This is a genomic window from Streptomyces sp. NPDC048696 (assembly GCF_043198895.1).
GTDB lineage: Bacteria > Actinomycetota > Actinomycetes > Streptomycetales > Streptomycetaceae > Streptomyces.
Genome location: NZ_JBICVJ010000003.1, coordinates 1 through 23,777 on the forward strand (window position 1 = coordinate 1; position 23,777 = coordinate 23,777).

The following is a 23,777-nucleotide window of genomic DNA, read 5'->3' on the forward strand; positions in this document are numbered from 1 at the left end:
CAGTTCCCCGCGCCCCTAAGAGGGCCCTCCGGGCCCATCTCCAGGAGGGCCCGCAGGGCCCATCAAGGGGCGCGGGGAACTGCGCGACCAGCCCCCACCCACCCGCAGACGACCGGCCACCGCCGGAGGCTTTTGGGAAGGGGTGGGGTTGGGGACGACCGGCGTCAGCCCCACCCGGCCCGCAGGCGAACCACCGCACCCGTCGTCACCGCGCCCGCTGCGAGCGCCAGGCCACGAACAGCGCCAGCGACACCGCCGCGATACGGAGCAGCCACGGCCACATCCCCGCCGCCGCATCCCCCACCGCCCCCTCGGCTATCGGCGCGCCCCAGCGCCCGTCGCGGCGCCCCCAGAGCCAGACCAGGCCGCCCGCCAGGGTCAGCGCGGGCAGGCCGAGGACCCCCCACTTCTTCTCCGCGGGCGTCAGCCGCCGCGAGAGGTACGCGAGCAGCCAACCGCCGCCCAGCGCGTACAGGTTGCCGAACAACGCCCCGCCCACCAGGAGCGCCGCCGAGAGCAGCAGCAAGGGGTTGGTGAAGCCGGGGCCGGAGCGGGCCGGTGCCGAGCGTCGCTTGGACGGGATCAGGGCTCGCCAGCGCCGGGGCCGGGTCTCGGAGGGCGGTGACTCGACCGCCTCCTCCGGCTCCCCCGCACCGTCCTCCTCCAGCTCCTCCTCGCCCTCTTCCTCCTTCACGGGCGGCTTCAATATCTCCGGGATCTCCACCCCGCCCACGAACCCCGCCACCGACTCCCCGGGCCCGCCCGCGAACGGGCCCTGCTCGATGCGCCACCAGTCGGGTTCGCCGTCGGACGGGCCGAGTTCGTCCATGCCCGCGAGGTGCGGCGGTGACGCGGCGGTCCGGGACGGCTCGGGGTCGGTCACGCCCGCCGAGGGCGACGACGCGCGCGGGCGCGGAAGCTTCGGAAGCCGGCGCGGGAACAGTTTCGGCGGCCCCGTGTCGCCGGACCGCCCCCCGTCCCGCTGCCCGGGCACTCCCCGCCCCGCCGCCTCCACCTCGGGCGGCGCCGCGTACTCCCCGCCGACGGCGACCGACTCGACCACCTCGTCCGGCGTACCCAGCCGCCCCAGGATCCGGCGCACCGCGGCCGGGGTGTCGCTGCCGTACTTCGCCCGTCTGCGGTCGATCTCGTCGCGCAGCGACGACACCAGGCGCATCCGCGTGCCCGAAGGCAGCTGCCGCTGCTGGGCCAGGTCGCCGACCCGGCTCAGATAGTCGTAGACCAGCTGGTCGCTCTCGATCCCCACGCCGTTCCCCTCCGTGCCCCGACCCGCCCCGCCGGGGCCCGCCGCCGCCTCCCTGCCCTGACGGTAGCGCGCAGCGGCTACCGTGGGGCGGATGGGGACCGGCGAGCGCAACCAGGAGGCGCACGTGCCCGAAGCAACAACCGGAGCGAGCGGCACGCCGAGCGCGGACGGCACCTCCGGCACGGCCGCGTCCGCCCCCGGCGGCACGTCCAGCGGCTCCGGCGCGGATGCCACCTCCGGCACGGACACCCGCGCCTTCACAGGCACCTCCGCAAGCACCCCCGCCACCGCCCCCCGCACCCTCGCCGAAGCCCTCCGCTCCCGTCCCGACGCCTCCCTCGCCGCCCTCCTGCGCGCCCGGCCCGATCTGCTCACCCCCGTACCGAGCGATCTGACGCAGCTCGCGACCCGGGCCGGGACACGGGCCTCCGTCGTGCGGGCGCTGGAACGTCTCGACCGGTTCGCGCTGCAGACAGCGCAGGCGCTGGCGGTCGCGCCCGACCCGGCCCCGTACGACGTCCTGCTCGCGCTGCTCGGCGGCGACGACGGCGACCGGGCGGTCGAGGCCGCGCTGCCCGGCGCGCTCACCGCACTGCGGGAGCAGGCGCTGGTCTGGGGCGGCGACGACCGGCTGCGCCTCGTACGTACCGCACGCGAACTGCTCGCGCCCTCCCCCGCGCACCCCTCCCCCACCGGCCTCGGCCCGACCGTCGCCGAGGCCACGGCCGGGATGTCGCCGGGGCGGGTCCAGGAGATCCTGCGGGCCGTCGGGCTGCCCGCCACCCATGACCCCGTCTCCGCCGTCGCCGCGCTGACCTCGCTCTTCACCGACCGGCAGCGGATGTCGGAGCTCCTGGACACCGCTGGGCCGGAGGCGCTGGGCGTGCTCGACCGGCTGGTGTGGGGGCCGCCGTACGGGGAGGTGTCGGCGGATCCGCCGCCGCCCGTGCGCTGGCTGCGCGACCACGGCCTGCTGCTGCCGACCTCCGCCCGCACGCTCGTGCTGCCCCGCGAGGTCGCCCTGCATCTGCGCGCCGGGCGCGCGCACCGGGCGCCCGAGCCGGTCGCGCCCGCCGTCGCGCCGGCGCGCGAGTACGCGCCGAGGGTCGTCGACAGCACGGCGGCGGGCCAGGCGCTGACCGCGCTGACCATGATCGAGGACCTGCTGGCCGAGTGGGACGAGGGCGGCCCGGCCGTGCTGCGCGCGGGCGGCCTGAGCGTGCGCGACCTGAAGCGGACGGCCGTCGCGCTCGACACCACCGAGCAGACCGCCGCGTTCTGGCTCGAACTCGCCTACGCGGCCGGGCTTGTGGCCTCCGACGGCGAGGCCGACGAGCGGTACGCGCCCACGCCCGCCTGCGACGACTGGCTGGAGCTGCCGCCCGCCGAACGCTGGTCGCGCCTGGCCGCCGCCTGGCTCTCGGCGACCCGCACCCCGGGTCTCGTCGGCGGCCAGGACACCCGGGGCCGCACCCTGTCCGCGCTCGGCCCCGACCTGGACCGCTCCCCGGCGCCCGAGGTCCGCCACCGCGTCCTGACGCTGCTCGCCCGCCTGCCCGAGGGCGCCGCCCCCGACCCGGGGACGCTGCTCGACCGGCTGCGCTGGGAGCACCCGGCCCGCACCGGCCCCGAGGACCTGCGCCCCAAGCTGGCTCAATGGACCCTGGACGAGGCCGAGTTGCTGGGCGTGACCGGGCGCGGCGCCCTCTCCGCGCACGGCCGCGCGCTCCTCGAACCGGCCGCGTCACCCGGGACCACCACCCTGCTCGGCCTCTCCGCCGCCGCCGCGCTCGCGCCGCATCTGCCCGAGCCCGTGGACCACGTCCTGCTCCAGGCCGACCTGACCGCCGTCGCCCCGGGCCCGCTGCGCCGCCCGCTCGCCGCGACCCTGAACGTCCTCGCGGACATCGAGTCGAAGGGTGGCGCGACGGTCTACCGATTCACGCCCGCCTCCGTGCGGCGCGCCCTCGACGCCGGGCAGGCCGCCTCCGATCTGCACGCGTTCCTGGCCGCGCACAGCCGTACGCCGGTGCCGCAGCCGCTCAGCTATCTCATCGACGACGTGGCCCGCCGCCACGGCCATCTGCGGGTCGGCGCCGCCTCGGCGTATGTGCGCTGCGACGACGACGCGCTGCTCGACGAGATCGTCGCGGACAAGCGGTCCGCCGCCCTGCGCCTGCGCCGGCTCGCCCCGACCGTGCTCGCCGCCCAGGCCGACCCCGCCTCGCTCCTGGAGCTGCTGCGCGCGATGGGGTTCGCCCCGGCCGCCGAGTCCGCCGAGGGCGATGTGGTGATCGCCCGCGCCGACACCCGCCGCACCCCGCCCCGCACCCCGCCCGTCCCCGTCCCGGAGGGCCCGCCGCTGCCGGACGACACCCTGCTGGGCGCGGCGGTGCGGGCGATCCGCGCGGGCGACGAGGCCGCCACGGTCGTACGCAAGGAGCAGCCGCGCACCACGGCGGCGGCCGGGCCCGCCGAGCCCGGCGCGCTGCCCCGGACCACCCCGGCCGAGACCCTGGCGACCGTCCAGGCCGCGGCCATGACCGGCTCGGCCGTCTGGATCGGCTATGTGAACGCGGACGGCGCGGCCAGCCAGCGCGTGATCGCCCCGGTCCGCGTCGAGGGCGGCTTCGTGACGGGCTACGACCACACCGCCGACGAGGTGCGTACGTATCCGCTGCACCGGATCACGGGCGTCGCGGAGCTGGCCGACGCCGACGACTCGGCCTGAGCCGGGCGCCCGAAAACCCGGGCGCCGGAAAACCAGGGACCAAAGACCCGGGCCGCACAAGGGACCGCCCCGCATTCCTCCCGGCTCAGGCACACTGGAGGTTTCGCCGCCTCCACGTACGTACGGAATGAGGGTGCACCGCGTGAACGGGCCACTGATCGTCCAGTCGGACAAGACCCTGCTCCTGGAAGTCGACCATGAGCAGGCCGACGCCTGCCGCCGTGCCATCGCGCCCTTCGCCGAGCTGGAGCGGGCGCCGGAGCACATCCACACCTACCGGGTGACCCCGCTGGGGCTGTGGAACGCGCGCGCGGCCGGGCACGACGCCGAGCAGGTGGTGGACGCGCTGGTCGAGTTCTCGCGCTACCCCGTGCCGCACGCGCTGCTCGTCGACGTCGCCGAGACCATGGCGCGCTACGGCCGCCTCACCCTCAGCAAGCACCCGGTGCACGGCCTGGTCCTGACCACCACCGACCGGCCGGTGCTGGAGGAGATCCTCCGTTCCAAGAAGGTCGTCCCGCTGGTCGGGGCCCGGATCGACGCGGACACCGTCGCCGTGCACCCCTCCGAGCGCGGCCAGATCAAGCAGACCCTGCTGAAGCTCGGCTGGCCCGCCGAGGACCTGGCCGGATACGTGGACGGCGAGGCGCACCCCATCGAGCTCGCCGAGGACGGCTGGTCCCTTCGCCCGTACCAGAAGCAGGCCGTCGAGGGGTTCTGGCACGGCGGCAGCGGTGTGGTCGTGCTGCCCTGCGGCGCCGGCAAGACGCTGGTCGGGGCCGGGGCGATGGCGCAGGCCAAGGCCACCACGCTGATCCTGGTCACCAACACCGTCTCGGCCCGGCAGTGGAAGCACGAGCTGGTGAAGCGGACCTCGCTGACCGAGGACGAGATCGGCGAGTACAGCGGGACGCGCAAGGAGATCCGGCCCGTCACCATCGCCACGTACCAGGTGCTGACCACCCGCCGTAAGGGCGTCTATCCGCACCTGGAGCTCTTCGACTCGCGCGACTGGGGCCTGATCGTCTACGACGAGGTGCATCTGCTGCCCGCGCCCGTCTTCAAGTTCACCGCCGATCTCCAGGCGCGCCGCCGCCTCGGGCTGACCGCGACCCTCGTACGGGAGGACGGCCGCGAGTCGGACGTCTTCTCGCTCATCGGGCCCAAGCGGTTCGACGCGCCGTGGAAGGAGATCGAGGCGCAGGGCTACATCGCGCCCGCCGACTGCGTCGAGGTCCGGGTCAATCTCACGGACAGCGAGCGCCTTGCGTACGCGACCGCCGAGACCGAGGAGAAGTACCGGTTCTGCGCGACCACCGCGACCAAGCGGAAGGTGACGGAGGCGCTGGTACGGAAGTTCGCGGGCCAGCAGATCCTGGTCATCGGGCAGTACATCGACCAACTCGACGAGCTGGGCGAGCACTTGAAGGCGCCCGTGATCAAGGGCGAGACCTCCAACGCGCAGCGCGAGAAGCTGTTCGACGCGTTCCGGCAGGGCGAGATCAGTGTGCTGGTCGTCTCCAAGGTCGCGAACTTCTCCATCGACCTGCCGGAGGCGACCGTCGCCATCCAGGTCTCGGGCACCTTCGGGTCCCGGCAGGAGGAGGCGCAGCGCCTGGGCCGCGTCCTGCGCCCGAAGGCCGACGGCCACCAGGCGCACTTCTACTCGGTGGTCGCGCGCGACACCATCGACCAGGACTTCGCCGCCCACCGCCAGCGCTTCCTGGCCGAGCAGGGCTACGCGTACCGCATCGTCGACGCGGACGACCTGCTGGCGGGCGACATCGGCTGAGTCCCGGCCCGGGCCCGCCATGCAGCCCCGCCCAGGACGGCGAGCCCCAGCAGCGGGTACGGGGACGCCAACGGCTGCTGCCACCAGGGGAGATGAAGGTCAAGATCCCCCTGGTGCGGCACCAGCCACAGGGTGCGGGCGGTGAAGACCACGGCGACGGCCACGGCGATACGGATCCGGCCCTCGGCCAGCAGGAGGGCGAGCAGCGGGACGCACCACACCCAGTGGTGCGACCAGCTGATCGGGGAGATCAGCAGCGCGGTGACGGCGACGACCAGGACGCCCCAGCGCTCGTCGACGCGGCGGGCCGTCCACAGGCCCGCCGCCGCGACCGCGCCCGCCGCCGCCCACCACACCGCGCCCGGCGCGGGCGTGTGCAGCAGCCGGGCGAGCAGCCCCTGAAGCGACTGGTTGTCGACGATCCACGCCTTGCCGACGCGGTCGGTCTCGTACAGGCGCCGCGTCCAGAACTCCGCGCTGGCGCCGGGCAGGACGAGCGCGCCGAGCAGCACGGTCGCGGCGAAGGCGGCCGCCCCGGTGGCCGCCTCCCGCTTTCTGCCTCTGAGCAGCGCGTACAGGAGGAAGATCGCGGGCGTGAGCTTGACGCCCGCCGCGACGCCGACGGCGACGCCCTTGCCCAGGGCGCCCGGGGGCCTGGTGAGGTCCCACAGGACCAGGCAGGCGAGGGCGAGGTTGATCTGGCCGAACAGGAGCGTCTGGAACACCGGTTCCAGCCACAGCCCGGCGGCGGTGGCGGCGAGTACCGGCCAGGGGCGGGGGGCGATCTCGGCGAAGCGGCAGGAGAGCCGCACCAGGAGGGCGAGCAGCGCCGCGTTCCCGACGGCGAAGGCCACCTTGAGCGCCGTGAGCGGCAGCCAGGCGGCCGGGACGAAGAGGAGGGCGGCGAACGGGGGGTAGGTGGCGGGCAGGTGCCACGGGGTGACGGTGAAGCCGTACAGATCGGTGCCGTTCGCGACGGCCGCGCCCTCCGCCCGGTAGACCAGGGCGTCCGCCATGGGGATCCGGAGGGCGATACAGAGTGCCGCGAGCGCGACGGGGGACAGGGCGAGGACGAGCGACAGCGCGCCTGTCACGGGAGAGGAATGGGTTACGGGGAGTGAATCTCTTGTCACGGTCCGGCACTTCACGGCCGCGACCCTAGGGGACCCGGCGGCCCCTGACCGTCAGGCTCAGCGGCGGCGGCGCACACCCGCCTCTTCGGAGTACTCCCCGAGGACGACGACGCTCAGCGCGGCCCCGGCGAACGCCTTCGCGGCGCGCAGCGCGTTGCCGACGGGGTGGCCGTGGTGGCCCTTGTGGCTGTCGGAGTGGGTGGTGGACGCGGGGGTGAAGGTCACGGTGCTCATGTACTCAATGATGGTTTTCCACCACGCCCGTTGCATCGCTCTGCGGGCTGAACCCGGACCGCCACCATGTCCACCTCTGGTCCAACCCCATCCCCTACGGGTAGGACCCCGCTCCCTAGGGGTCACCCCGTAGACCGAGCTCCGGCCCGAGGTCCGGCCCGAGGTCCACCGGCCTCCAGCGAGGGGCGCGCCGCCGGAAAACCGTTCGACCGCCTCCGCGCCGCTGGCTAGAATCTCCCCTTCCCGCCTCCTCGCGAGGAGCGCCGCCGCCCGGACGGAAACCGGCCGGCCGCCCTGACGCAGGGCGAACCGCGAACCGTGAACCGCAAGCCGCAAGCCCGGAGGCAGCACCGTGCCCGCGCACGCACCCGCAGACGACCCCGCCCACGACACCGACCCGGCCGACCCGCTCGCGCGCGAGCGCGCCCACCTCACCTCCTCCCGCGCCGCCCTGCGGGCGATGCGCGAGGACGTGGAGGCCCTGGACATCCGCGACGTCACCGCGAACTGGGTGAACGCCGCCGTCCTGGAGCGCCAGATCGAAGATCGCGTCAAGGCGCTCGCCGACCTCTCGCACACCCCGCTCTTCTTCGGCCGCCTCGACTATCTGCACGCCCCGGGCGCCGACCAGGCCGAAGGCGCGGAGGGCGAGCAGTTCTACATCGGCCGCCGCCATGTGCACGACGCCGAGGGCGACCCGATGGTGATCGACTGGCGTGCGCCGGTCTCGCAGCCGTTCTACCGGGCGTCCAAGAAGGACGCCATGGACATCGGCCTGCGCCGCCGCTTCGGCTACACCGGCGGCGACCTCACCGCGTACGAGGACGAGCACCTGAGCGACCCGGCGGAGACGGCCTGCACCAGCAAGCTGCTCCAGCAGGAGATCGAGCGCCCGCGCGTCGGTCCCATGCGGGACATCGTGGCGACCATCCAGCCGGAGCAGGACGAGATCGTACGGTCGGGGCTCTCCGGTTCGGTGTGCGTGCAGGGCGGCCCCGGCACCGGGAAGACCGCCGTGGGCCTGCACCGGGTCGCGTATCTGCTCTACGCGCACCGCGAGCGCCTGGCGCGCACCGGCACGCTGGTGATCGGGCCGAACGCGTCCTTCCTGCACTACATCGAGCAAGTACTGCCCGCGCTCGGCGAGTTGGAGGTCAAGCAGGCGACGGTGGCCGACCTGGTGGCGCACGTCGAGGTCAAGGGCGTCGACGAGGCGCCCGCCGCCGTCGTCAAGGGCGACGCCCGGATGGCCGAGGTGCTGCGCCGCGCGGTCCGCTCGCACATCACGATGCCCACCGAGCCGCTGGTGGTGGTGCGCGGCTCGCGCCGCTGGCGGGTCCCGGCGTACGAGATCGCGGAGATCGTCCAGGAGTTGATGGACCGCGACATCCGCTACGGCGCGGCCCACGAGGCCCTGCCGCAGCGCATCGCGCACGCCGTCCTGGTCCGGATGGAGCAGGCGGGCGAGGCGCCGGACGACCGGGTGCAGGACGCGGTGGCGCGCAACGCGGCCGTGAAGGCGGTGGTCAAGGCGGTCTGGCCGCAGGTGGACCCGGCGAAGCTGGTGCTGCGCCTGCTGTGCGACCCGGAGTTCCTGGCCGCCAGCGCGGAGGGCGTGCTGAGCGCCGACGAGCAGAAGACGATCCTGTGGGCCAAGCCCGCGCGGAGCGTGAAGAGCGCGAAGTGGTCGGCGGCGGACGCGGTGCTGATCGACGAGGCGAACGACCTGGTGGCGCGGACGCACTCGCTCGGCCATGTGGTGATCGACGAGGCGCAGGACCTCTCCCCCATGCAGTACCGGGCGGTCGGCCGCCGCTGCTCGACCGGCTCGGCGACGGTCCTCGGCGACCTCGCGCAGGGCACCACGCCCTGGGCGACGGCCAGTTGGGCCGAGGCGCTGCGCCATCTGGGCAAGGCGGACGCGGTCGTGGAGGAGCTGACGGCCGGTTTCCGCGTGCCCCGCGAGGTGATCGCGTACGCGTCCCGGCTGCTGCCGTCGATCTCGCCGGGCCTGACCCCGGTGGAGTCCGTCCGTGAGACGCCGGGGGCGCTGGACGTACGCGAGTCGGCGGATCTCGACACGGACGTCCTGGCGGCCTGCCGCGAGGCGCTGGCGCACGAGGGCTCGACGGGCCTGATCGCGGCGGACGCGCGCGTACCGGCGCTCGCCGAGGCGCTGACGGCGGCGGGGATGGTGTTCCTGGCCCCCGGCGAGGAGACGACGTCCGAGTCCCGGCTCACCCTGGTCCCGGCGTCGCTGGCGAAGGGCCTGGAGTACGACTACGTGGTCCTGGACGAGCCCGCCGCCGTGGTCGACGGCGAGCCGGACGAACGCACGGGCCTGCGCCGCCTGTACGTGGCGCTGACGCGAGCGGTGTCGGGCCTGACGGTGTGCCACGCGGCGCCGCTGCCGCCGCAGCTCACCGAGACCGACTGACCACGACTGACCACGGGGGACAGAGCACGCCATGGGGATCTTCACCAGACTGACCGGCACCCGCTTCCCGGAGAGCGGCGTCGTACCGCGTTCCGCCACCGAGGTCCGGGCCGCGCTGCTCGCGCTGGGCGGCCCGGACGTGCCGTACCGCGTACGCGAGGCCTTCGCCCAGGAGAGGGCGGACCTGGCGGCGGAGTGGCGGATCGGGGAGCTGGGGCTGAGGCTCAAGGTCCGGATGCGCCTGGACCGGGAGCGGCACGAGGTGCGGGCGCTCGAAGAGCGGTGGGACGCGAAGGAGCACACGTACGGGCGCGGGCAGATGTCGGGCGTCCACAAGGAGTGGACGTACGAGCGGGGCGCGGACGGCCGTCGGCACCTCGTCGAGACGCTGAACGTCAGGACCTCGGACATGAGGGATGCCCTGCGGGACACGGTTCTGGAGGCGGGCTGGGGCTGGCGCGGGGTGTTGCGGAAGCTGTGAGGGACCCCGGCGGACGCGTGGCGATACGTACGGGCCTCGTACCGCTTTGGTATTGAAGCGGTCATGAATCGGCCACGGGCCTACGCAAATCGGTCATCGGCATGGCGGAGCCGGTCGCTCCTGGACTAGGAACTCTGTTCGCAGAGATCGCCGGACACAGGCGTTCCACAGTCACCACAGTCACGGGGGAGTACGAACATGAGCATCTTCGCCATGCGCAAGGCCACCACGCTCGGTGCGGCCGGTCTGGTCGTCGTCGGTTCGCTCGCGCTGAGCGCGTGCAAGAGCGACGACAGCTCGGACGGGGCGACCAAGAGCCCGACCGCCGCGCCGAGTTCGCCCGCGTCGCCGTCGTCGCAGCCCGGCCAGTCCACCCAGCCGAGCGCCCCCGCCGATCAGGGCGGGGCCGCCGGTGACGCCAAGGGCGGGCAGACGTTCAAGATCGGCGAGGCGGCGCAGTTCCCGTTCAAGTACGGCACCACCACCAAGGGCCGGATCGCCCTGACCGTCACCTCGATCGAGAAGGGCGCCCCCGCCGACCTGGCGCCGCTCAAGCTCGGCGACAAGGCGTCCGGCAAGGTCCCGTACTACATCCACTACTCGGTCAAGAACATCGGCACCACGCCCCTCGACTACGCCTCCGTGGGCCACATCAAGGGCCACCTCGGGGACGGCAGCGAGGCGCAGGACCTGACGATCATCGGCACGTTCGAGAAGTGCAACAGCGACGCGCTGCCCAAGGACTTCACGAACGGCAAGACGCAGCAGGGCTGCGCGATCGCGCTGGCCCCGTCGGCGACGACGGCGGTGGCGTCGGCGGAGTACTGGGGCGACCCGTTCATGACGCTCGGCAAGGGCCTGATCTGGAAGTAGCCCGCTCCTGGCCGGCCGCGTACGGGACGAACTCCGCCCACGCGGCCGGCGACAGGGCGAGCGCCGGGCCCTGCGGGTCCTGGGCCCTCAGCTCATGAGCTCGGGCCCGAAATAGTCCCGCAGGCGGGCGATCTTCCCGTCGCGGATACGAAAGATCTGGACCAGCGAGACGGCCACGTCACCTGCGTCCCCATCCCCGTCCCCGTCGAAGACCGTGTCGATCTCGGCGATGAACACGTCGGGATCGGCGGTGGTGTGCAGTACGTATTGGGACTTCTCAAGGTTGGGCGAGCGCAGGTCCTTGGCCTGTCGCTCGTAGTACGCCGCCATGCCGCCACGGATCTCCTCGCGACCCACCAGCCTCCGGGGGAAGGCGGCGTCGACGGGCACGAGCGGCGCCTCGAAGACACCGTCCACGGTGAAGTTCTCGGCGAAGGCGTCGGCATTCCGGGTCACGGCACCGGCGTAGACGCAACTCTCGAAGATCTGCCGCGGCGTTCGGGACAAGGCGGCCTCCCTGGACTCGTACTCGTACTCGTACGCAGAAGGCCACACCATCACAGTGGCGCTTCCGGGAAGGCGGTTTCCGTGAACGATCACATCGCCGGTGGCCGGGTAGCGGTGCCGCCGCCGCTTTCGGACGTACCGCTGGTAGCACTTTCATGCGAATGGGGTGCGTGTGATGGGATGAGCTGATGCGACCCCCCACACGCATGCCGTCCCGTCCCCGCAATCCCTACGACGAACTGGCCGCGCTCGCCGACCCCGACCCCGAGCTGGACCCCGCGCCCCCACCGCGGCTCCTCCCCCTCGACCTCGGCATCATGTACGCCGAGCCGGAGGACGACCCGTGGTCCCCGCCCGACCACCGGCGGTCCGGGAACGGCCGCCGCGCCAGGCGCAGCCGACGGCGCCGGCGCAGCCCGTTCGCCGCGCTCCCCCGGCTGGCCAAGCTGCTGTTCGCGCTGGTCGTGCTGGTCGGGTTCCTGGTGCTCGCGGACCGGTGCGCGGCGATGTACGCGGAGAAGAAGGCGCAGCGGGCGCTCCAGGACGAACTCCACCTCGCGGCCGCCCCGCAGGTGGACATCCATGGATTCCCGTTCCTCACCCAGGTCCTGGACAAGCATCTGGACCGGGTGGACGTGACCGTGCCGCATGTGGCGGCCGACCGGGTGTCGCTCACGAAGGTGCAGGCCAGTGCGCGGGACATCAAGCTGACGGGGGATCTGCCGAACGACATCCGCAGCGCGGTCATCGGCAGCCTCAACGGCCGGGTCACCCTGTCCTTCGACGACATGAACCGCGAACTCACGGCCTCACAGCTGAAGTTCAGCCGGGTGAGCGACAACACGGTGGGCGCGGACGGCAAGCTGAGCATCGCCGGGCAGGAGCTGCGCGTACGGGCCGAGGCCCAGGTACGACCCGTCGGCACGAGTGGCCTGGCCACGGACATCGACGGCATGAGCCTCGACATGCCGGGCCTCGCCACGTACCGGCCGGGCCGCAACCGCGGCCTGACGCTGCACCGGGAGACCGCCGAACTCATCAGCCGCGACACGGCACGGGTGAAGGCGCTGCTGTCGGTACCGGCGGTGGTGCAGCGGCTGGGAGTCCCGCAGAAGGACGTGGACCTGGCGCTGCGCAACGAGTCGAAGCTGCACGAGCTGACCGGCACACCCCGCTTCCTGGACCAGCTGACCCAGGTCAACCTGGTCGACGTGGTCGCCGACCACCCCTGGCTCCTGTCGAAGATAGGCATAGACCCGAAACTGCTGACGGGCCTGATCGCGATGCGCCCCCCGGAACTCTCCGACCGCCTGTCCTTCTCGTTCACACTCCCGAAGGAGGCGCGGGAGTTGCAGATACGGGATGTGCGGGTGGAGGAGGGGGGCGTTGTGGCGACGGTTTCGGGGGTGGAGGTGGGGGTGGGGAAGTAGGGGGCGAAGCCCCCATCCCCCACCCACCCCGGCCGGGTTCCCGGGGCAGGGCCCCGAGCGGGGTGCAGGGGCGGAGCCCCGAGCGGGGTGCAGGAGCGGAGCCCCGAGCGGGGTGCAGGAGCGGGGTGCAGGGACGCAGCCCCCGCCCGGGGTCCCGGGGCAGGGCCCCGAAGCGGGGTGCAGGGGCGGAGCCCCCGCCCGGGGTCCGGGGCGGGGCCCCGAAAGCGGGGTGCAGGGGCCGCAGGCCCCGCGAAGGGGTCCGGGGCGGAGCCCCGGGAAAACCTCCCCCTCCCCCTCCCCCACCCACCCCCGGAGGGTTTAGGTGAAGGGGCGGGGTGGGGCTACGCGTCCAGGGCCCGGCGCCACTGCGCGACCGCGTCCGCCGCCACCGGTGCGTCCCAGCCGCCGGGCCGCGACGCGCCCCCGATGTGGACCGCGTCGACCCCGGCGCGGCGCAGCACCGGCAGGTGGTCGAGTCGCAGCCCGCCGCCCACCAGGATCCGCGGCTCGTAACCGGGCTCACCAGAACGTCCCGCCTCGGCGACCAGCGTCGAAAGACCGTCGTCGACACCTCCCGCCGCACCGGCCGTCAGATACGTGTCGAGCCCCGCCACCCCCGCCAGCTCCTTGCGCAGCCCGTCCCGGTCGGCGGCCCGGTCGATCGCCCGGTGGAACGTCCACCGGCACCCGTCCAGCTCCGCCACCAGCGCCCGCACGGCCACCATGTCCGGCGCCCCGGCGTCGTCGAGGAACCCCAGCACGAACTCCTCCGCGCCCTCGGCCCGCAGCGCCCGCGCGTCGCGTACGAGCGCGTCCACGTCCCCCGCCGCGAACCCGTCCGCCGAGCGGAGCATCACGCGCAGCGGGATGTCCACGGCGGCGCGGATCGCCGCGAAGGTCTCCCGGGACGGGGTCAGCCCGTCGGCCGCCATGTCGGTGACCAGCTCAAGACGGTCCGCCCCGCCCGCCTGCGCCGCGACGGCGTCCTCCGCGTCGAGAGCGATCACCTCAAGCAGTGCGCGGTTGCTCATCTGACCCCAATTCCTCGGCTGTCCACACGTCAACAGGTCTAGTCCAATACCAGCCTACGCGCCACGGCCCGCACCGACACCGCCGACACCAGCACGGACGGCATCCACACCTCCTCCCCCTTGCACTCCAATACGGGGAGGGGGTATACCTGAACCCGCAAGAAAATATACCCCTAGGGGGTATCAACTCCGAACATCGAACGGGGAGGGCCGCCCGCATGAGCAGCAGCACCGCACACGCAAACGCCGACACCGCCGCATCGCCGACCGGCGAGGTCGAGCTGGCCATCGGCGGCATGACCTGCGCGTCCTGCGCGGCCCGCATCGAGAAGAAGCTCAACCGGATGGACGGCGTGACGGCCACGGTCAACTACGCCACGGAGAAGGCGAAGGTCGCCTTCAGCTCCGGAACCCGGGTGACGGACCTGGTGGCGACGGTCGTCAAGACGGGGTACACGGCGGAGCCGGTGGCGCCGCGGTGGGCGCCGCAGGCGCAGGCGGCGCGGCGGACGGCCGGGGCGGCGCCGATGGCCGGGCCGCAGGCGGCGACGGCGGCCAGGACGCAGGCGGGCGCGCCCGGCGCGGCCGGTGGGGCGCCCCACCCGCCGCAGGCGGGTGCACCCGGCACGGACGGGCGGCCGCCGACGGCGAACGGCCACGGCACGGAGGCCCGAGCCAACGCAACCCCTTCATACGGGCGGGCGGGTGGGAAGTCCGGCCCGCCGCAGGCGGGCGCAGCACCCACGGACGTGCAGACGCCGACGGCGGGTGCCCACCCACGAGAGACCCGGGCCGTCCCAACCCCTTCAAACGGGCGGGCGGGTGGGAAGTCCGGCCCGCCGCAGGCGGGCGCAGCACCCAAGGACGTGCAGCCGCCGACGGCGGGTGCCCACCCACGAGAGACCCGGGCCGTCCCAACCCCTTCAAACGGGCGGGCGGGTGGGAAGTCCGGCCCGCCGCAGGCGGGCGCACCCAGCACGGACGTGCAGACGCCGACGGCGGAGGACCCCGGCACGGAGGCCCGAGCCGACGCAACCTCTACGCATGGGCGGGCGGGCGGGAGGACGCCCGGCCCGCCGCAGGCGGGCGCACCCGGCACGGACGTGCAGACGCCGACGGTGGTCGACCACCCCGCCGGGGCCCGGGCCGACGCAACCCCGCCGAACGGGCGGGCGGGTGGGCTTGCCGCGCTCAAGCAGCGCCTAGTCGTCTCGACCCTGCTCGCCACCCCCGTCATCGCCCTGGCGATGCTCCCCGCCCTCCAGTTCGACAACTGGCAGTGGCTGAGCCTCATGCTCGCCGCGCCGGTGGTCGTCTGGGGCGCGTACCCCTTCCACCGCGCCGCCCTCACCAACGCAAGGCACGGCGCGGCCACGATGGACACGCTCATCTCCGTCGGCACGCTCGCCGCGTTCACCTGGTCCCTGTGGGCCCTGTTCCTCGGCGACGCCGGAATGCCCGGCATGCGCCACGGCTTCGAGCTCACCGCGGGCGGCGGCAGCGGCGCCTCCAACATCTACCTGGAAGCCGCCGCCGGCGTCACCGCGTTCATCCTGGCCGGCCGTTACTTCGAGGCGAAGTCGAAGCGCAAGGCGGGCGCGGCCCTGCAGGCGCTGCTGGAACTCGGCGCCAAGGACGTCACCGTACTGAACGCAACAGACGGCACCGAACTCCGCATCCCCGTCACCGACCTCCGCACCGGCGACCGCTTCCTCGTCCGCCCCGGCGAGAAGATCGCCACGGACGGCACGGTCGTCGAGGGCGGCAGCGCGGTGGACGCGTCGATGCTGACGGGCGAGTCCGTCCCGGTCGACGTGACCGTCGGCGACCCCGTCACCGGCGCCACCCTGAACGTCGGCGGCCGCCTGGTCGTCGAGGCGACCCGCGTCGGCGCCGACACCCAGCTGGCCAGGATGGCCCGCCTCGTCGAGGACGCCCAGAACGGCAAGGCGGCGGCCCAGCGCCTCGCGGACCGCATCTCCGCCGTGTTCGTCCCGGTCGTGATCGCCCTCGCGCTGGGCACCCTCGCGTACTGGCTGCTCAGCGGCCACAGCCTGACCGCGGCGTTCACGGCGGCGGTCGCCGTCCTGATCATCGCCTGCCCCTGCGCCCTGGGCCTCGCCACCCCCACCGCCCTCATGGTCGGCACGGGACGAGGAGCCCAGCTCGGCATCCTCATCAAGGGCCCGGAGGTCCTGGAGACCACCCGCCGCGTCGACACGATCGTCCTCGACAAGACCGGCACCGTCACCACCGGCCGCATGACCCTCCGCGCCATCCACACCGCCCCCACCACCACCGAGGCCGAAGTCCTGCGCCTGGCGGGCGCGTTGGAGCACGCCTCAGAGCACCCCATAGCCCGCGCCGTCGCCGACGGCGCCGCCGAGCGGGTCGGCACGCTCCCCACCCCCGAGGACTTCGCCGACCTCGCGGGCCTCGGCGTGCAGGGCATCGTGGACGGCCACGCGGTCCTCGTCGGCCGCGAGAAGCTGCTCGCCAATGGGGCCTCCCCTGGTCGAGCGAAGTCGAGAGCTTGGGGAAGGCAGATCACCCTGCCCGCCGACCTGGCACGCGCCCGGCACACCGCCGAGGCTGCCGGACGTACGGCCGTGCTCGTCGCCTGGGACGGCGAGGCGCGGGCGGTCCTGGAGGTCGCCGACGCGGTCAAGGACACCAGCGCCGAGGCGGTCCGGCGGCTGCGCGCCCTCGGCCTCACCCCGATCCTGCTCACCGGCGACAACCGCGCGGTGGCCGAGTCCGTCGCCGCCGAGGTGGGCATCGAGCAGGTGATCGCCGAGGTCATGCCGCAGGACAAGGTCGACGTGGTCAAGCGCCTTCAGGCTGAGGGCCGTTCGGTGGCGATGGTCGGCGACGGCGTCAACGACGCGGCCGCGCTCGCCCAGGCCGACCTGGGCCTGGCGATGGGCACGGGCACGGACGCCGCGATCGAGGCGGGCGACCTCACCCTCGTACGGGGCGACCTGCGCGCCGCCGCCGACGCCATCCGCCTCTCCCGCCGGACGCTGGGCACGATCCGTACGAACCTGTTCTGGGCCTTCGCCTACAACGTCGCCGCCCTCCCCCTCGCCGCGGCCGGACTCCTCAACCCGATGATCGCGGGCGCGGCGATGGCCTTCTCGTCCGTCTTCGTGGTCGGCAACTCACTGCGGCTGCGGACCTTCAAGGCGGCGTGAGTCGTACGTATACGGAAGTCGGCCCCGGGTTCGAAAACTCCGGGGCCGACTTCTCTGCGTACACCTACGCTCACTTCACGAACCGCACCTCCGGCCACCGCGCCGACGGGCCGTCCAGCAGAGCCCCGTCCCCGCCCCGCAGCCACCGGTCGAAGAACGCCGACACGTACGCCCGCTGGGCCGCGACCGAACGCGCCGGGTCGACGGTGCCGACGTTCTTGGCGACCACCTCCGGCGTCAGCCCCAACGCCCTCCCGATCTGCGGCACTTGGGACTGAAGGTCGGTGAAGCTCGCGTGCTCCCCGCCGCACAGGGTCAGATCGCGGTGCCAGCCGCTGCTGTGGTCCCAGGTGAGGCCCCAGGAGGGGACGGTGTGGTGGTCGTTGCCGTCCTTGCCCATCAGCAGCAGCGGCCGGTCCAGGCCGTCGGTGCCGACCGGGGACGGGTTCGCCGGGTCGTCGTCGTTCTGGACGTACCCCATCACGCCGTCCATGTTGAGCACGGCCCTGAGTCGCCGGTCGTCGTGCATGGTCTGCGCGGCGGTGAAGCCGCCCGCGGACTGGCCGAACATCCCGACGGCCGACAGGTCGAGGGTGCCGCGCGAGCCGCCGGGCAGCGCGGCGGACAGCGCGCCGAGCCGGTCCAGTACGTAACGGGTGTCGGCGACCCGGACGTCCACGGCCTTCTTCAGCAGCGCCGTGACCGCCGCCGGTCCGGCCTTCTCGGCCTTCGCGTACTCCTCCCCCAGCACCGTGCGCTCCACGCGGGAGCCGGGGAACTCGACCGCCCCGGCGTCATAGGTGTGGTCGACCATGACCACCGCATAGCCGCGCGAGGCGAGTTCGTCGCAGAGCGTGGTGCCCAGCGTGCGGGGGTCGCCCGCGCCGGGCGAGTAGAGGACGACGGGGAGGCCGTGGCATCCGACGGGCGCCGAGGTGTACGCGTGGCTGCGCGTCGCCGCCCAGTCGACCTTGCCGTGCGGCACCCCCTCCAGCGAGTTGAGCCGGTCGAAGTCGGCGGCCGCGCCCGGGAGCATCTGCGGGGCGAGCCGGTGGCCGCGTACGTCCCTTGCCGGGTGGCGCACGCTCACCATCAGCTCCCGGTACGGGCGAGTGCTCACCCAGGGATCGCGCCGGCTCCGGTCGACGAGCCGGACGGACACGGTGCCGACCGGGTGGGGGCCGGTGGGCGCGGGCAGGGTGAGCCGGACGCCCTGGGCGGACGGCGCACCGGGCGCCGCCCCGGGCCTGGCGGCCGCGAACGCCGACCCACCCGTCGTGGCCACGAGCACGGCGGCACCGGCACCGGCGCCCAGCAGACTCCTGCGGGAAACGGAAGCAACCATGTCCCCCACGTTCCCGGACCGGGCCCCGCGCCCCCATCCGGCAGTCCCCCGAGCGGGTGCGGGGGCTACCCCGAGGGAGGAGTGGCTACGCTCACCCCATGGCCGACCTCGACGACCTCAGCGACAACCTCAGCGACGACCTCGACGACCTCCGTGCCCGCTGGACCCGCACGCTCCTGGCCGCCCGCCCGGGCGAGGAGCCGGACCCGGAGCCGGACCCGGAGCCGGACCCGGCCCCGTACGCCGACCGGCTGCTCGCCGCCTGGGCCGAGCCGCACCGCAGGTACCACACCACCGCCCACCTCGCGGCGGTGCTCGGCCACGTCGACACGCTGGCGGAGTACGCCGAGGACGCCGAGCTCGTACGCCTCGCGGCCTGGTTCCACGACGCCGTGTACCGGCCGGACCGCTCGGAGAACGAGGAGCGCAGCGCGGCCCTGGCCGAACGTGCCCTGCCCGAGGCCGGGTTGAGCCCCGAGGCCACCGCCGAGGTCGCCCGGCTCGTCCGGCTCACCGTCACGCACGACCCGCACGAGGGCGACACGAACGGCGAGGTCCTGTGCGACGCGGACCTGGCGGTGCTGGCCGGGGACCCGGAGGAGTACGCGGCGTACGCGGCGGCGGTCCGCGCCGAGTACGCCTTCGTCCCGGACGACACCTTCCGGGCGGGCCGCGCGGCGGTCCTGCGCCAGCTGCTCGATCTGCCGAGGCTGTTCCGTACGCCGCACGGCACGCGGGAGTGGGAGGCGCGGGCCCGCGAGAACCTGACGTCGGAGCTGGAGCTGCTGACGTAGCCGGTATGTATCAGGGGGTACGGATGAGGCTGGAGCGACGGGAATGTAATGGTCATCGACCCTGTTGACTCCTGATATGCCCTCCTCCGCCGATCACTCCGCCGCGCCCGGAACCGACCTCCCCGACACCGACCTCACCGACGCCTCGGCCCGCCCCCGTATGCCGCTGGCCGTCTACATCCTCGGCCTCTCCGTCTTCGCGCTCGGCACCAGTGAGTTCATGCTCACCGGGCTGCTGCCCGCCATCGCGGACGACATGGACGTGTCGATCCCGCAGGCGGGGCTGCTGATCTCGGCGTTCGCGATCGGCATGGTGGTGGGCGCGCCGCTGCTGGCGGTGGCGACGCTCCGGCTGCCGCGCCGCACCACACTCATCGCGCTGATCACGGCGTTCGGGCTCGGCCAGGTCGGCGGCGCGCTCGCCCCGAACTACGCGCTGCTCTTCGTCTCCCGGGTGCTGAGCGCGCTGGCCTGCGCCGGATTCTGGGCGGTCGGAGCCGCCGTGGCCATCGCGATGGTGCCGGTGAACGCGCGGGCCCGGGCCATGGCCGTCATGATCGGCGGGCTCTCGATCGCCAACGTCCTCGGCGTCCCGCTCGGCGCGGTACTCGGCGACAACCTGGGCTGGCGGGCCGCGTTCTGGGCCGTCGGCGCGGCCTCCGCGATCGCCCTCGTCGGCATCGTGACGCTCATCCCGCGCATCCCGCTCCCGGCCGAGAAGCCGCAGCTCGCCACCGAGCTGCGGATCTACCGCGACCCGCAGGTGCTGCTCTCGATCGCGATCACCGCGCTCGCGGCGGGCGGCGTGTTCTGCGCGTTCAGCTACCTCAAGCCGCTGCTCACCGACGTCGCCCAGGTCGACTCCGGCTGGGTCCCGGCGATCCTCGGCCTCTTCGGCGCGGGCGCCCTCGTCGGTACGACGATCGGCGGCCGGGTCGCGGACGCGCACCTGTTCGGGGTGCTGCTCAGCGGCATCACGGCCTCGACGGCGTTCCTGGTGGCGCTGGCCCTGTTCGGCGCGCACCCGGTGGCCGCGATCGCCCTCTCGTTCCTGCTCGGAGTCTCGGCGTTCTACACGGCCCCGGCGCTCAACGCCCGGATGTTCAACGTCGGCGGCGCCGCCCCCACCCTGGCGGGCGCCACCACCACGTCGTCCTTCAACCTGGGCAACACGGGCGGCCCCTGGCTCGGCGGCGCGGTCATCAGCGCGGGCCTCGGCTACCGGGCCACCGCGTGGTCGGGCGCGGCCATGACCCTGGCGGCCCTGGCCCTGGTCACGGTCTCCCTGCGGCTGCACAAGTCCCGCTCGCGGGTGGTGGCCCGGTCCGTGCGGGCGCAGGCGCGGTCCGTGGCGGAACACGCCTGACGGGCTACGCGCCCGCCCGCCCCTTGGGCCGCCGCAGCCCCGCCCCCGTGAGCCTGCGCACCAGTTCCTTCGAGCCGATCTCCACCGCGCCCGCCCGCACCGCGTCCTCGTAGCGCTCCGACGGCACGTCGTAGTGGTCCCGCTCGAAGGCGCGCGGCGGGCAGCCGATGGAGGCCGCGAACGCGTGCAGCTCGTCGTACGACACGTCGCTGACCAGGTGCGACCACATACGGCCATGGCCCGGCCAGGTCGGCGGATCGATGTAGAGGGTCACGCGACGGGGCCCGTGCCGAGGCCGCCGACCGGGGCCACCGTCACCCCGGCCTTGCCGCACACCCAGTGCGGGTCGGGGCCGAGCTCCGGCTCCACGTCGAGCGCGTGCGGGTCCCCGGCGTCGCAGACCGGGCAGATGGGCCAGCGTCCGTACTTCTCCAGGAGCGCGTCCTGCACGTCCTGGGCGACCAGACCGGCCACGAACTCCGCGCCGTCCGGCCACTGCTCCACCCACCAGCGGCGGTGCGTCACCGCGTCCTCGACCAGCGAGACCACATCGGCCTGGGCCACGTCGCGCGCGGCCAGATCCGCCAGCACGAGAGCGCGTGCGGCGTGCAGGGACTGCTCCAGGGGGTCGACGTCGTCCATGCAGCCATTGTCACCCCGACGGCCCCGGCCGGACCCGGGGACCCCCCGCCACCTCCCGTTCCCCGCGTCCGCACCCTTGACCCGCCCCCCGCGCGAAAATACCTTCCAGGGGTGACCGATGACGTGAAGGAAATTTTCACCGGCGGCACGGCACCCCCCGCCCCCGCCGCCCTCGCGGCCAAGGTGCGCACCCTCGCGCCGTCCATGACCCGCTCGATGCAGCGCGTCGCCGAGGCGGTCGCCCAGGACCCGGCCGGCTGCGCCGCCCTCACGGTCACCGGTCTCGCCGAGCTCACCGGCACCAGCGAGGCCACGGTCGTGCGCACCGCCCGCGTCCTCGGCTACCCCGGCTACCGCGATCTGCGTCTGGCGCTCGCCGGGCTCGCCGCCCAGCAGCAGTCGGGGCGCGCCCCGGCCGTCACCGCCGACATCGCGGTCGACGACCCGATCGCGGACGTCGTCGCCAAGCTCGCCCACGACGAGCGGCAGACCCTCGCCGACACCGCCGCCGCCCTCGACACCGGCCAGCTCGGCGCGGCCGTCGCGGCCCTCGCGCAGGCCCGCCGCGTCGACATCTACGGCGTCGGCGCCTCCTCGCTCGTCGGCCAGGACCTCGCCCAGAAGCTGCTTCGGATCGGGCTCATCGCGCACGCCCACACCGACCCGCACCTCGCGGTCACCAACGCCGTGCAGCTCAGATCCGGCGACGCCGCCGTCGCCATCACCCACTCCGGCTCCACCGGCGACGTCATCGAGCCGCTGCGCGTCGCCTTCGACCGCGGGGCCACCACCGTCGCCATCACCGGACGCCCGGACGGGCCGGTCTCCCAGTACGCCGACCACATACTGACCACCTCGACCGCCCGCGAGAGCGAGCTGCGCCCGGCCGCGATGTCGTCCCGGACGAGTCAACTCCTCGTCGTGGACTGCCTGTTCATCGGCATCGCCCAGCGTACGTACGAGACGGCGGCCCCGGCCCTCGCCGCGTCGTACGAAGCACTCGCCCACCGCCGCAGCCCGCGCACCCGCTGACCCCGGGTGCCCTCGCACACGTACGGAAAGAGCGCACTTCCATGACTTCCGCGTACGGGGAACTCCGCGCCCAGCTGGCTCAGTTGACCACCGAGGCGTTCCGGCCCGAGCTCGCCGACATCGACCGTCTTGCGACCGCCGAGATCGCCCGCATCATGAACGGCGAGGACGCGAGCGTCCCGGCCGCCGTCGCCGCGCGGCTCCCGCAGATCGCCGCCGCGATCGACGCCACCGCCGAGCGGATGGCGCGCGGCGGGCGGCTCGTCTACGCGGGCGCGGGCACCGCCGGGCGGCTCGGCGTGCTGGACGCCAGCGAGTGCCCGCCGACGTTCGCCACCGACCCCTCGCGGGTCGTGGGGCTCATCGCGGGCGGCCCGTCCGCGATGCTCCAGGCGGTCGAAGGAGCCGAGGACTCAAGGGAGTTGGCGGCCGCCGACCTCGACGCTCTCGTCCTTGACGCGGACGACACCGTCGTCGGGATCTCCGCCTCGGGCCGCACCCCGTACGCCGTCGGCGCGGTCGAGCACGCGCGGGCCCTGGGCGCGCTGACCATCGGGCTCTCCTGCAACGCGGACAGCCCGCTCGCGGCCGCCGCCGACCACGGCATCGAGGTCGTGGTCGGCCCGGAGCTGCTGACCGGCTCCACCCGGCTGAAGGCGGGCACCGCCCAGAAGCTCGTCCTCAACATGATCTCGACGATCACGATGATCCGCCTCGGCAAGACGTACGGGAACCTCATGGTCGACGTACGCGCCTCAAACGAGAAGCTGCGCGCCCGCTCGCGCCGGATCGTCTCGCTCGCGACGGGCGCGGGCGACGACCATATCGAGTCCGCCCTGACGGCCGCCGACGGCGAGGTGAAGACGGCGATCCTGATGCTGCTCGCGGACGTCGACGCGGCGACGGCGACGCGGCGCCTGGAGCGCGCGGACGGGCATCTGCGCGCGGCGCTCGGGTAGCCCGGGGCGGCAACTCCGGTACGCGGCGACCGCCTTACGATCTCGTCATGACCACGTCCGACCGCGAACCCGAACCCGTCTTCATGCGCGTCAACGGCCGTTTCGCCTACAACCCCGCCAACCCCGTCGGTCTCACCCTCATCATCCTCACCCTGGTCGTCGTCGGCGTCGGCATCTACGTCGTGAACGACGAGACGAACTGGAGCCGGGGCGAGCTGCGGGACGCCGCCCACCAGGCGGCGCACGACCTGGACGGGACGACGCAGCGCAACTACGCGCCGTCCGAGGCGTTCTCCGGAAACGACTACGCGCGGATCATCGAGGACGCCATGAACAACACCGGCGCGGCCCAGTGGTTCACCGACCCGCTCGTGCTGCGCAGCAGCGGCAAGGACCCCTCGGCGTACGACATCACCGGCCCCGGCACCGACGCGGCGTTCTGTATGCACGTCGTCGTCACCCCGCTGGGCAACGGCGAAGCCGTGATCAGGACGCGGGTCACCGACGACGCCTGCTGACCCGCGCCGAA

Annotated in this window: 20 protein-coding genes and 1 pseudogene; 13 read left to right on the plus strand and 8 right to left on the minus strand. The window is 73.7% G+C overall.

Annotated elements, in window-relative coordinates; translation table 11 throughout:
* Window positions 1-205 precede the first annotated feature (205 nt).
* A complete protein-coding gene (locus ACGFRG_RS06110; RefSeq protein WP_393261851.1) occupies window positions 206-1,267 on the minus strand; it encodes a hypothetical protein in 1,062 nt (353 codons plus the stop codon).
* Window positions 1,268-1,358: 91 nt separating this feature from the next.
* On the opposite strand from ACGFRG_RS06110, the gene ACGFRG_RS06115 reads away from it, so the two are divergent.
* Entirely contained in the window at window positions 1,359-3,998 is a 2,640-nt protein-coding gene (locus ACGFRG_RS06115; RefSeq protein WP_393261854.1) for a helicase-associated domain-containing protein, read from the plus strand.
* A 142-nt stretch (window positions 3,999-4,140) separates the two neighbouring features.
* Window positions 4,141-5,790, plus strand: a complete 1,650-nt coding sequence (locus tag ACGFRG_RS06120) for a DNA repair helicase XPB (protein ID WP_361430977.1) — start codon at window positions 4,141-4,143, stop codon at window positions 5,788-5,790.
* On the opposite strand, the gene ACGFRG_RS06125 is transcribed toward ACGFRG_RS06120, so the two are convergent.
* Together ACGFRG_RS06125 and ACGFRG_RS06130 are read right to left on the minus strand one after the other, a co-directional pair.
* On the minus strand, window positions 5,736-6,806 hold the full coding sequence (locus ACGFRG_RS06125) for a glycosyltransferase 87 family protein (protein ID WP_393262690.1): 1,071 nt from the start codon (window positions 6,804-6,806) through the stop codon (window positions 5,736-5,738). The genes ACGFRG_RS06120 and ACGFRG_RS06125 overlap by 55 nt on opposite strands.
* 174 nt (window positions 6,807-6,980) lie before the next feature.
* On the minus strand, window positions 6,981-7,157 hold the full coding sequence (locus ACGFRG_RS06130; protein ID WP_361430980.1) for a hypothetical protein: 177 nt from the start codon (window positions 7,155-7,157) through the stop codon (window positions 6,981-6,983).
* Between the two features lie 352 nt (window positions 7,158-7,509).
* Between ACGFRG_RS06130 and ACGFRG_RS06135 the strand changes: the two genes are divergently transcribed.
* From ACGFRG_RS06135 to ACGFRG_RS06145, 3 genes are all read left to right on the plus strand, one after another.
* On the plus strand, window positions 7,510-9,594 hold the full coding sequence (locus tag ACGFRG_RS06135) for a HelD family protein (RefSeq protein WP_393261858.1): 2,085 nt from the start codon (window positions 7,510-7,512) through the stop codon (window positions 9,592-9,594).
* A 31-nt stretch (window positions 9,595-9,625) separates the two neighbouring features.
* The gene (locus ACGFRG_RS06140; protein ID WP_361430983.1) at window positions 9,626-10,075 is read left to right on the plus strand and encodes a hypothetical protein; all 450 of its coding nucleotides are present in this window, start codon (window positions 9,626-9,628) and stop codon (window positions 10,073-10,075) included.
* 198 nt (window positions 10,076-10,273) lie between these two features.
* On the plus strand, window positions 10,274-10,948 hold the full coding sequence (locus ACGFRG_RS06145; RefSeq protein ID WP_361430984.1) for a hypothetical protein: 675 nt from the start codon (window positions 10,274-10,276) through the stop codon (window positions 10,946-10,948).
* A gap of 87 nt (window positions 10,949-11,035) precedes the next feature.
* Here ACGFRG_RS06145 and ACGFRG_RS06150 read toward each other — a convergent pair whose 3' ends face one another.
* Window positions 11,036-11,404 carry a nuclear transport factor 2 family protein gene (locus tag ACGFRG_RS06150; protein ID WP_393261860.1) on the minus strand — a complete coding sequence of 123 codons (369 nt, stop codon included), beginning with the start codon at window positions 11,402-11,404 and terminating at the stop codon, window positions 11,036-11,038.
* Window positions 11,405-11,661: 257 nt separating this feature from the next.
* On the opposite strand from ACGFRG_RS06150, the gene ACGFRG_RS06155 reads away from it, so the two are divergent.
* The gene (locus ACGFRG_RS06155) at window positions 11,662-12,885 is read left to right on the plus strand and encodes a DUF2993 domain-containing protein (RefSeq protein ID WP_393261862.1); all 1,224 of its coding nucleotides are present in this window, start codon (window positions 11,662-11,664) and stop codon (window positions 12,883-12,885) included.
* A 341-nt stretch (window positions 12,886-13,226) separates the two neighbouring features.
* On the opposite strand, the gene ACGFRG_RS06160 is transcribed toward ACGFRG_RS06155, so the two are convergent.
* Window positions 13,227-13,916 (minus strand): copper homeostasis protein CutC, encoded by a 690-nt coding sequence (locus ACGFRG_RS06160; RefSeq protein WP_361430987.1) that lies wholly within the window; start codon window positions 13,914-13,916, stop codon window positions 13,227-13,229.
* Between the two features lie 218 nt (window positions 13,917-14,134).
* Between ACGFRG_RS06160 and ACGFRG_RS06165 the strand changes: the two are divergent.
* Together ACGFRG_RS06165 and ACGFRG_RS06170 are read left to right on the plus strand one after the other, a co-directional pair.
* Window positions 14,135-14,362: pseudogene (locus ACGFRG_RS06165) on the plus strand (cation transporter); the annotation flags it as partial.
* Between the two features lie 537 nt (window positions 14,363-14,899).
* Window positions 14,900-17,110 (plus strand): copper-translocating P-type ATPase, encoded by a 2,211-nt coding sequence (locus ACGFRG_RS06170; protein ID WP_393262692.1) that lies wholly within the window; start codon window positions 14,900-14,902, stop codon window positions 17,108-17,110.
* Between the two features lie 70 nt (window positions 17,111-17,180).
* Here ACGFRG_RS06170 and ACGFRG_RS06175 read toward each other — a convergent pair whose 3' ends face one another.
* The gene (locus ACGFRG_RS06175) at window positions 17,181-18,455 is read right to left on the minus strand and encodes an alpha/beta hydrolase family protein (protein WP_393261865.1); all 1,275 of its coding nucleotides are present in this window, start codon (window positions 18,453-18,455) and stop codon (window positions 17,181-17,183) included.
* Between the two features lie 98 nt (window positions 18,456-18,553).
* On the opposite strand from ACGFRG_RS06175, the gene ACGFRG_RS06180 reads away from it, so the two are divergent.
* Both ACGFRG_RS06180 and ACGFRG_RS06185 read left to right on the plus strand, forming a co-directional pair.
* Complete coding sequence (locus ACGFRG_RS06180) at window positions 18,554-19,249, plus strand: hypothetical protein (protein WP_393261868.1); 696 nt, start codon at window positions 18,554-18,556, stop codon at window positions 19,247-19,249.
* A gap of 160 nt (window positions 19,250-19,409) precedes the next feature.
* Window positions 19,410-20,615: a Cmx/CmrA family chloramphenicol efflux MFS transporter gene (locus ACGFRG_RS06185; protein WP_361431076.1), complete on the plus strand. Its 1,206-nt coding sequence runs from the start codon at window positions 19,410-19,412 to the stop codon at window positions 20,613-20,615.
* Between the two features lie 4 nt (window positions 20,616-20,619).
* Here the strand turns inward: ACGFRG_RS06185 and ACGFRG_RS06190 are convergent, their stop codons facing one another.
* Window positions 20,620-20,889: a DUF4031 domain-containing protein gene (locus tag ACGFRG_RS06190; RefSeq protein WP_361430992.1), complete on the minus strand. Its 270-nt coding sequence runs from the start codon at window positions 20,887-20,889 to the stop codon at window positions 20,620-20,622.
* Window positions 20,886-21,257: a hypothetical protein gene (locus tag ACGFRG_RS06195; RefSeq protein ID WP_188277042.1), complete on the minus strand. Its 372-nt coding sequence runs from the start codon at window positions 21,255-21,257 to the stop codon at window positions 20,886-20,888. The genes ACGFRG_RS06190 and ACGFRG_RS06195 overlap by 4 nt, the downstream gene beginning before the upstream one ends.
* Before the next feature lie 111 nt (window positions 21,258-21,368).
* On the opposite strand from ACGFRG_RS06195, the gene ACGFRG_RS06200 reads away from it, so the two are divergent.
* The 3 genes from ACGFRG_RS06200 to ACGFRG_RS06210 are packed head-to-tail and all read left to right on the plus strand — an operon-like array spanning window position 21,369 to window position 23,766.
* Window positions 21,369-22,289, plus strand: a complete 921-nt coding sequence (locus tag ACGFRG_RS06200; protein ID WP_361430993.1) for a MurR/RpiR family transcriptional regulator — start codon at window positions 21,369-21,371, stop codon at window positions 22,287-22,289.
* A gap of 41 nt (window positions 22,290-22,330) precedes the next feature.
* Window positions 22,331-23,248: an N-acetylmuramic acid 6-phosphate etherase gene (gene murQ / locus ACGFRG_RS06205; protein WP_393261871.1), complete on the plus strand. Its 918-nt coding sequence runs from the start codon at window positions 22,331-22,333 to the stop codon at window positions 23,246-23,248.
* Window positions 23,249-23,295: 47 nt separating this feature from the next.
* On the plus strand, window positions 23,296-23,766 hold the full coding sequence (locus ACGFRG_RS06210) for a hypothetical protein (RefSeq protein WP_361430995.1): 471 nt from the start codon (window positions 23,296-23,298) through the stop codon (window positions 23,764-23,766).
* The last annotated feature ends 11 nt before the right edge of the window (window positions 23,767-23,777 follow it).

Excerpts from the sequence above, each read along its gene's own strand:
- ACGFRG_RS06180 (WP_393261868.1), top strand. The coding sequence starts at position 18,554 with ATGGCCGACCTCGACGACCTCAGCGACAACCTCAGCGACGACCTCGAC.
- ACGFRG_RS06130 (WP_361430980.1), bottom strand. The coding sequence starts at position 7,157 with ATGAGCACCGTGACCTTCACCCCCGCGTCCACCACCCACTCCGACAGC.
- ACGFRG_RS06125 (WP_393262690.1), bottom strand. The coding sequence starts at position 6,806 with ATGGCGGACGCCCTGGTCTACCGGGCGGAGGGCGCGGCCGTCGCGAAC.
- ACGFRG_RS06195 (WP_188277042.1), bottom strand. The coding sequence starts at position 21,257 with ATGGACGACGTCGACCCCCTGGAGCAGTCCCTGCACGCCGCACGCGCT.
- ACGFRG_RS06175 (WP_393261865.1), bottom strand. The coding sequence starts at position 18,455 with ATGGTTGCTTCCGTTTCCCGCAGGAGTCTGCTGGGCGCCGGTGCCGGT.
- ACGFRG_RS06115 (WP_393261854.1), top strand. The coding sequence starts at position 1,359 with ATGGGGACCGGCGAGCGCAACCAGGAGGCGCACGTGCCCGAAGCAACA.
- ACGFRG_RS06210 (WP_361430995.1), top strand. The coding sequence starts at position 23,296 with ATGACCACGTCCGACCGCGAACCCGAACCCGTCTTCATGCGCGTCAAC.
- ACGFRG_RS06185 (WP_361431076.1), top strand. The coding sequence starts at position 19,410 with ATGCCGCTGGCCGTCTACATCCTCGGCCTCTCCGTCTTCGCGCTCGGC.
- murQ (WP_393261871.1), top strand. The coding sequence starts at position 22,331 with ATGACTTCCGCGTACGGGGAACTCCGCGCCCAGCTGGCTCAGTTGACC.
- ACGFRG_RS06140 (WP_361430983.1), top strand. The coding sequence starts at position 9,626 with ATGGGGATCTTCACCAGACTGACCGGCACCCGCTTCCCGGAGAGCGGC.
- ACGFRG_RS06155 (WP_393261862.1), top strand. The coding sequence starts at position 11,662 with ATGCCGTCCCGTCCCCGCAATCCCTACGACGAACTGGCCGCGCTCGCC.
- ACGFRG_RS06145 (WP_361430984.1), top strand. The coding sequence starts at position 10,274 with ATGAGCATCTTCGCCATGCGCAAGGCCACCACGCTCGGTGCGGCCGGT.
- ACGFRG_RS06160 (WP_361430987.1), bottom strand. The coding sequence starts at position 13,916 with ATGAGCAACCGCGCACTGCTTGAGGTGATCGCTCTCGACGCGGAGGAC.